We start from the raw sequence: 4,959 nt of genomic DNA, 5'->3' as shown, positions 1-4,959 counted from the left end.
GTCATAACTATATGCTGCTGGCATGCTTACCATCACTACTATAAATCCATATCTTACCTTTTTTGGACTATTATGAGAAGTGCTATAAATATAGAGCCTCAGTGGTGCTTAATTTTTTCAATTGATGGTGACTAGTAGTCCTACTATGATGTAGATCTATGCTCGCTTATAACTAAAATTTCACCTCTATTAGTGGAATATTATTCCAGCTATTGCTTCCATAGTCATCAATCGAAGCGTTTAAGTAATCTGTATCAAAGCGTACGGGCACATCAAATTCGAAGTTCGCAGTGATTATCGCATCTTTTACTGGTGGCTTCATAAATGTTATTTCTCCCGTTGAATAATTTACTGAATATTCACTCTCTTCTTTACCATTTAAATAAATCTTTACTGTCCCATGTACTGGCTTTTTGATCATGCGTATATGCTTATCTTCCCCACTTACATAAGTTTTGATTAGCTGAAAAGTCGTTTTTTTGTTATCTCCTATACCAATCTCTTGATTAATGGCTATAAAATCCGACCAATCCTTAAAACGAAACCCTATTGCTTTACCTTTTCGTGCATGAAAAAATGTTATTAATTCTAATAGCTGCTTGTTTGATCTGATCCCGTAAGCTATGTTGTATCTAGTGCGTGCATGAGACCAATTGATGTTGCGCTGTTCACAACCGTTATGAGTTGTTACAACGTCAGTGGAAAATTCCGGTCCTCCAGTGGAACCATAAGATATATTTTCTGGAAATCTAATTTCTGTGAATGACATATGTCCTCCTGTGAAAGTAAAATAGTTTGGTTGAAGAAAATGTTGTAATTTGAAAGCGTTTCACATAGCAAATGACGCTATGGAAAGTGGATGAGACCACTGAGTTAAACTGCTGTCATACCCACAATTACTATACTCAGGTTCATTTGAGTTGTCAAGCAAAAAAATAAAATTTTATGGCAAATTGAAACTAGCCTTGCTTGTGACTTAATTCATCTACTTTTTTGCGTAATACATTCAAATCAGTTGCTCCTACAAACAGGCTATCTCCAATTATTAAAAAAGGTGTACCACCTACTCCCAAATCTCTTACTAGAAGCCTACTGTTGTTTATCATTTGCTCAATTTTGTCCGCGTTATCTTTTATGGAATCATTAAAATCGTTCTCATCAATCCCTATGTTTTTCACTATATCCAATATGCTTTCGTCTGAAAATTTTCCTTTGTGACTTAAAGCAGCATGGTGAAAATCGAAATATTTTTCTTTATCGAGAAAATAGACAGCTAAAGCACTTTTTGCTGCCTTTAAAGAAGCGTTACCAAGTATTGGAGCATCCCTAAAGATATACTTAATTTTGCCGTCGTTAATTAACTGCTTTATATCATTCTTTATAGCTTTGCAATGTCCACAAGAATAGTCAAGGAAGCCTACAGCTATAACACTACTATTTTCATTTCCGGAGTAAGGATAAGTAAGGTCAAATATTTGATCCTTGTATTGTGAAATTTTACTTTTGGTTACATTATCTCGAGCAGCGTAACTACTTTTAATCGACTCCTCTTTGAGAGTTTTTATGATCTTATCAAAATTTCTACTTATATAATTATCTAATTTCTCACCTATATAATCATCGTTTAGCATTTGGCTGCGATTTGAGAGCCAATTATTTATTATCGGCAAGCTTGCTATTGCTATTATTAAAATTAATAAAAACGATACCCTAGACATACAATTTATTTAAAAACCTACAACATAAAACTTTTAGTACACATTTATCTGTATATTAAAAGAAGCATCTAATGTTAATACATAAAAACATTTGTATCAAGTGTATTTTATAGCCAATTTTGCTGCAAGTACAAACTTTGCGTACAATGAAACTCAAGCACATTACCACAAGGTTCATCAGAAGACTTGGTAGCAGAGGTGCGCGGAGCATAGATTTAAGTTGTTTGTTTTATTCCACTGTGTATAGTTTTCCGTGGAATAAACATATGAACGAGCCAATAATTGGTAGAGAAAAAGAAATAGCTATTCTACAAGACAAACTTCTTTCTCAATCAGCCGAATTTATTGCTGTTTATGGTCGGCGTTGTGTAAGTGTTGCATTATCTGCATTTTATCAGCATAATATAGAAGTAATGTAATGCAGATATTATGCCGATGCCAAATTATACGATTACCTCCAAAATCGCTAATTGCCTTATGAGAATTGAAGCAGCAAAAGAAAAAGTGTTATATTTGCCGCTTACTGTATCAATGCTTTCATCTCTTCGTGAAACTGCACGGCTTTATACCACACACTACTCTACTATGATTGAAGGAAATCGACTTGAGCCTAAACAGATAGAAGAGGTTTTAAGTGGTAAAAGCCACTTTCCAAAATATAGGAGAGATGAAAATGAGGTTAAAGGATATTATGCAGCTTTAACCCAAGTTGAACAATGGGCAGCAAGAGGAATACCTATTACTGAGAAGGCTATTCAAACACTGCATGCTCTAGTAATGGCAAGTGGAAAACCTAAAGTAAAACCAACCCCTTATCGTGATGGTCAAAACGTTATTCGTGATAGCCGTACACGTGCAATAATTTATATGCCACCTGAAGCAAAGGATGTACCAAAGCTCATGAGCAGTATGATTGATTGGATTCGTGGCAGTGAGCAAGTGCCTTGCCCAATTATTGCAGGTATTGCGCATTATCAATTTGTAACAATTCACCCTCACTATGACGGTAATGGTCGTACTGCAAGATTGTTGACTACATTAATTTTACACCTTGGTGGATATGACCTAAAAGGGCTTTACTCATTGGAAGAATATTATGCTAAGAATCTAGGAGCTTATTATGAGGCAATCAGTGTAGGTCCATCGCACAATTATTATATGGGACGAGCTGAAGCAGATATCACTAAGTGGGTGGAGTATTTCGTAGAAGGTATGGCAAATTCATTTGAGAACGTTTTACAACGTATAAATGAAGAAGAATACCACACTGATCAGACTGATCTTATACGTAAACTTGATCCTAAACAACGCAAAGCTCTTGAGCTCTTCCAGGAGTTTTCCGCTATTACAGCTAGTCAGGTTGGCGAACTATTTAATTTTAAGCCTCGTACTAGTGCGCAACTTTGTAAAAAGTGGGTGGAAATGGGGTTTATCGAGATTGTAGATTTTTCCAATAGAGGAAGGAAATACAAACTTAGTAAGCAATATGAGGATTTGATCTCAAATTAACTGAAAGCTCGCTAGACAGTGCATAGGTCAAATTTTAATAAAGTGCTTGAAAAATAAATGTAAACTTAAAATTTTAAAAACTGGAATATGTACAACAACCTACACGACTTTATCAAAACCTTAGAAGAAAAAAAAGATCTAATTAGGATTAAGGAGGAAGTTTCAACAGTTCTTGAAATGACAGAAATTCACCGTAGGGTTTTGTCAAACAAAGGGCCAGCGATCATTTGTGAAAATGTTGTCACAGAAAATGGTAAAAATTCGATTCCTGTTTTGGTGAATTTATTTGGTACTATTAAGAGGATTGCATTGGGGTTGAACATAAATCCTGATGAACTAAGAGATCTTGGTAAACTTTTAGCATTTTTGCAATCACCTGAGCCGCCAAAAAACTTTAAGGATGCTATAAAAATGTTTCCTTTGTTGAAAGTCGTGTTATCGATGCGAAGTAAAGTCGTGAGCAAGGCTCCATGTCAAGAGGTAGTGCTAACCGGAGATGAAGTGGACCTAAGTCTACTGCCCATTCAAACATGCTGGCCAAATGAACCTGCACCACTTATCACCTGGCCAATTGTGGTAACGAAAGGACCCACGAAAGAAAAGCAAGATAATTTTAATCTTGGAATATATCGTATGCAGGTTATAGATAAAAAAACAACACTAATGCGTTGGCTTGCACACAGGGGTGGCGCAACTCACCATAAGCGTTGGAAGGAAGAAGGCAGAAATATGAAATTTCCTGCTGCTGCTGTGATCGGTAGTGATCCTGCAACGATTATTGCTGCAGTAACTCCAGTGCCAGAAACATTGTCAGAATACCAATTTGCTGGACTACTGCGAAAGAAGCCGCTTGAGCTTGTAAATTGTAAGACTATTCCACTTCAAGTGCCAGCTCACGCGGAAATCGTTCTGGAAGGCTATGTGAGTTTGGATAGATATCAAGACGAAGGGCCATACGGAGATCACACCGGCTACTATAATTCTGTTGAGCAATTTCCTGAATTTAATATTACTGCAATTACTATGCGTAAAAATCCAATTTATCTCAGCACTTTCACCGGCAAGCCACCTGATGAACCATCGATTCTTGGTGAAGCACTCAATGAAATTTTTGTGCCCATTCTTATTAATCAATTTCCAGAGATAGTGGACTTTTATCTGCCGCCGGAAGGTTGCTCATATAGAATAGCGGTAGTGTCGATAAAAAAATCCTATCCAGGGCAGGCAAAAAGAATTGTTATGGGCATACTTTCTTTTCTAAAGCAGTTTTTATACACGAAGTTTATTATCGTTGTTGATGATGATATAAATATACGTGATTGGAAGGAAGTAATGTGGGCAATGTCAACGAGGATGGACCCTGTGCGTGATACAATCATGATAGAAAGTGTACCTATTGATTATTTAGACTTTGCTTCCCCTGAAAGTGGACTTGGAGGTAAAATGGGATTTGATGCGACAAATAAAATCCCGCCTGAAACCAAACGAGAATGGGGAAAGAAAATTAAAATGAGTGAGGAAGTAGTAAGAAAAGTCACGGAAAAGTGGGAGGAATATATGGACTAGACTTCTTGCATAAAAGCAGAAAAAAGTTTGGCGTTTTTTATAATGCCGTAATTAGCATTAACTGATAATTGTAATTTATAGCATTTCTCATAATAGTCCGAACAGGTCATAGGAAGGCAGAATCAACAGCATGACGAAAGGATTCGAATAGAGGAATGTTTTTCCT

At 36.4% G+C, this 4,959-nt stretch carries 5 protein-coding genes; 3 read left to right on the top strand and 2 right to left on the bottom strand.

Going from position 1 to position 4,959, the window contains the following annotated elements:
• Positions 1-172 precede the first annotated feature (172 nt).
• Together OZD66_RS05200 and OZD66_RS05195 are read right to left on the bottom strand one after the other, a co-directional pair.
• A complete protein-coding gene (locus tag OZD66_RS05200) occupies positions 173-769 on the bottom strand; it encodes a TIGR02217 family protein (protein ID WP_182366329.1) in 597 nt (198 codons plus the stop codon).
• Positions 770-959: 190 nt separating this feature from the next.
• Positions 960-1,718 (bottom strand): DsbA family protein, encoded by a 759-nt coding sequence (locus tag OZD66_RS05195; RefSeq protein ID WP_182366331.1) that lies wholly within the window; start codon positions 1,716-1,718, stop codon positions 960-962.
• A 266-nt stretch (positions 1,719-1,984) separates the two neighbouring features.
• Between OZD66_RS05195 and OZD66_RS05190 the strand changes: the two genes are divergently transcribed.
• The 3 genes from OZD66_RS05190 (at position 1,985) to OZD66_RS05180 (ending at position 4,793) form a co-directional block, all read left to right on the top strand.
• Positions 1,985-2,137 carry a hypothetical protein gene (locus tag OZD66_RS05190; protein ID WP_182366333.1) on the top strand — a complete coding sequence of 51 codons (153 nt, stop codon included), beginning with the start codon at positions 1,985-1,987 and terminating at the stop codon, positions 2,135-2,137.
• A gap of 16 nt (positions 2,138-2,153) precedes the next feature.
• Positions 2,154-3,227, top strand: coding sequence for a Fic family protein (locus OZD66_RS05185; RefSeq protein ID WP_275022423.1), 1,074 nt, complete (start codon positions 2,154-2,156; stop codon positions 3,225-3,227).
• A gap of 87 nt (positions 3,228-3,314) precedes the next feature.
• On the top strand, positions 3,315-4,793 hold the full coding sequence (locus tag OZD66_RS05180; protein ID WP_182366337.1) for a UbiD family decarboxylase: 1,479 nt from the start codon (positions 3,315-3,317) through the stop codon (positions 4,791-4,793).
• The last annotated feature ends 166 nt before the right edge of the window (positions 4,794-4,959 follow it).

The organism is Wolbachia endosymbiont of Drosophila baimaii (genome assembly GCF_028982185.1).
GTDB classification, from domain to species: domain Bacteria; phylum Pseudomonadota; class Alphaproteobacteria; order Rickettsiales; family Anaplasmataceae; genus Wolbachia; species Wolbachia pipientis.
The sequence above is the reverse complement of the archived record's forward strand: the minus strand, read 5'-3'. Positions and strand labels throughout refer to the sequence as shown.

Coding starts and splice junctions, on each gene's coding strand:
- OZD66_RS05180 (WP_182366337.1), top strand. CDS start 3,315: ATGTACAACAACCTACACGACTTTATCAAAACCTTAGAAGAAAAAAAA.
- OZD66_RS05190 (WP_182366333.1), top strand. CDS start 1,985: ATGAACGAGCCAATAATTGGTAGAGAAAAAGAAATAGCTATTCTACAA.
- OZD66_RS05195 (WP_182366331.1), bottom strand. CDS start 1,718: ATGTCTAGGGTATCGTTTTTATTAATTTTAATAATAGCAATAGCAAGC.
- OZD66_RS05200 (WP_182366329.1), bottom strand. CDS start 769: ATGTCATTCACAGAAATTAGATTTCCAGAAAATATATCTTATGGTTCC.
- OZD66_RS05185 (WP_275022423.1), top strand. CDS start 2,154: ATGCCAAATTATACGATTACCTCCAAAATCGCTAATTGCCTTATGAGA.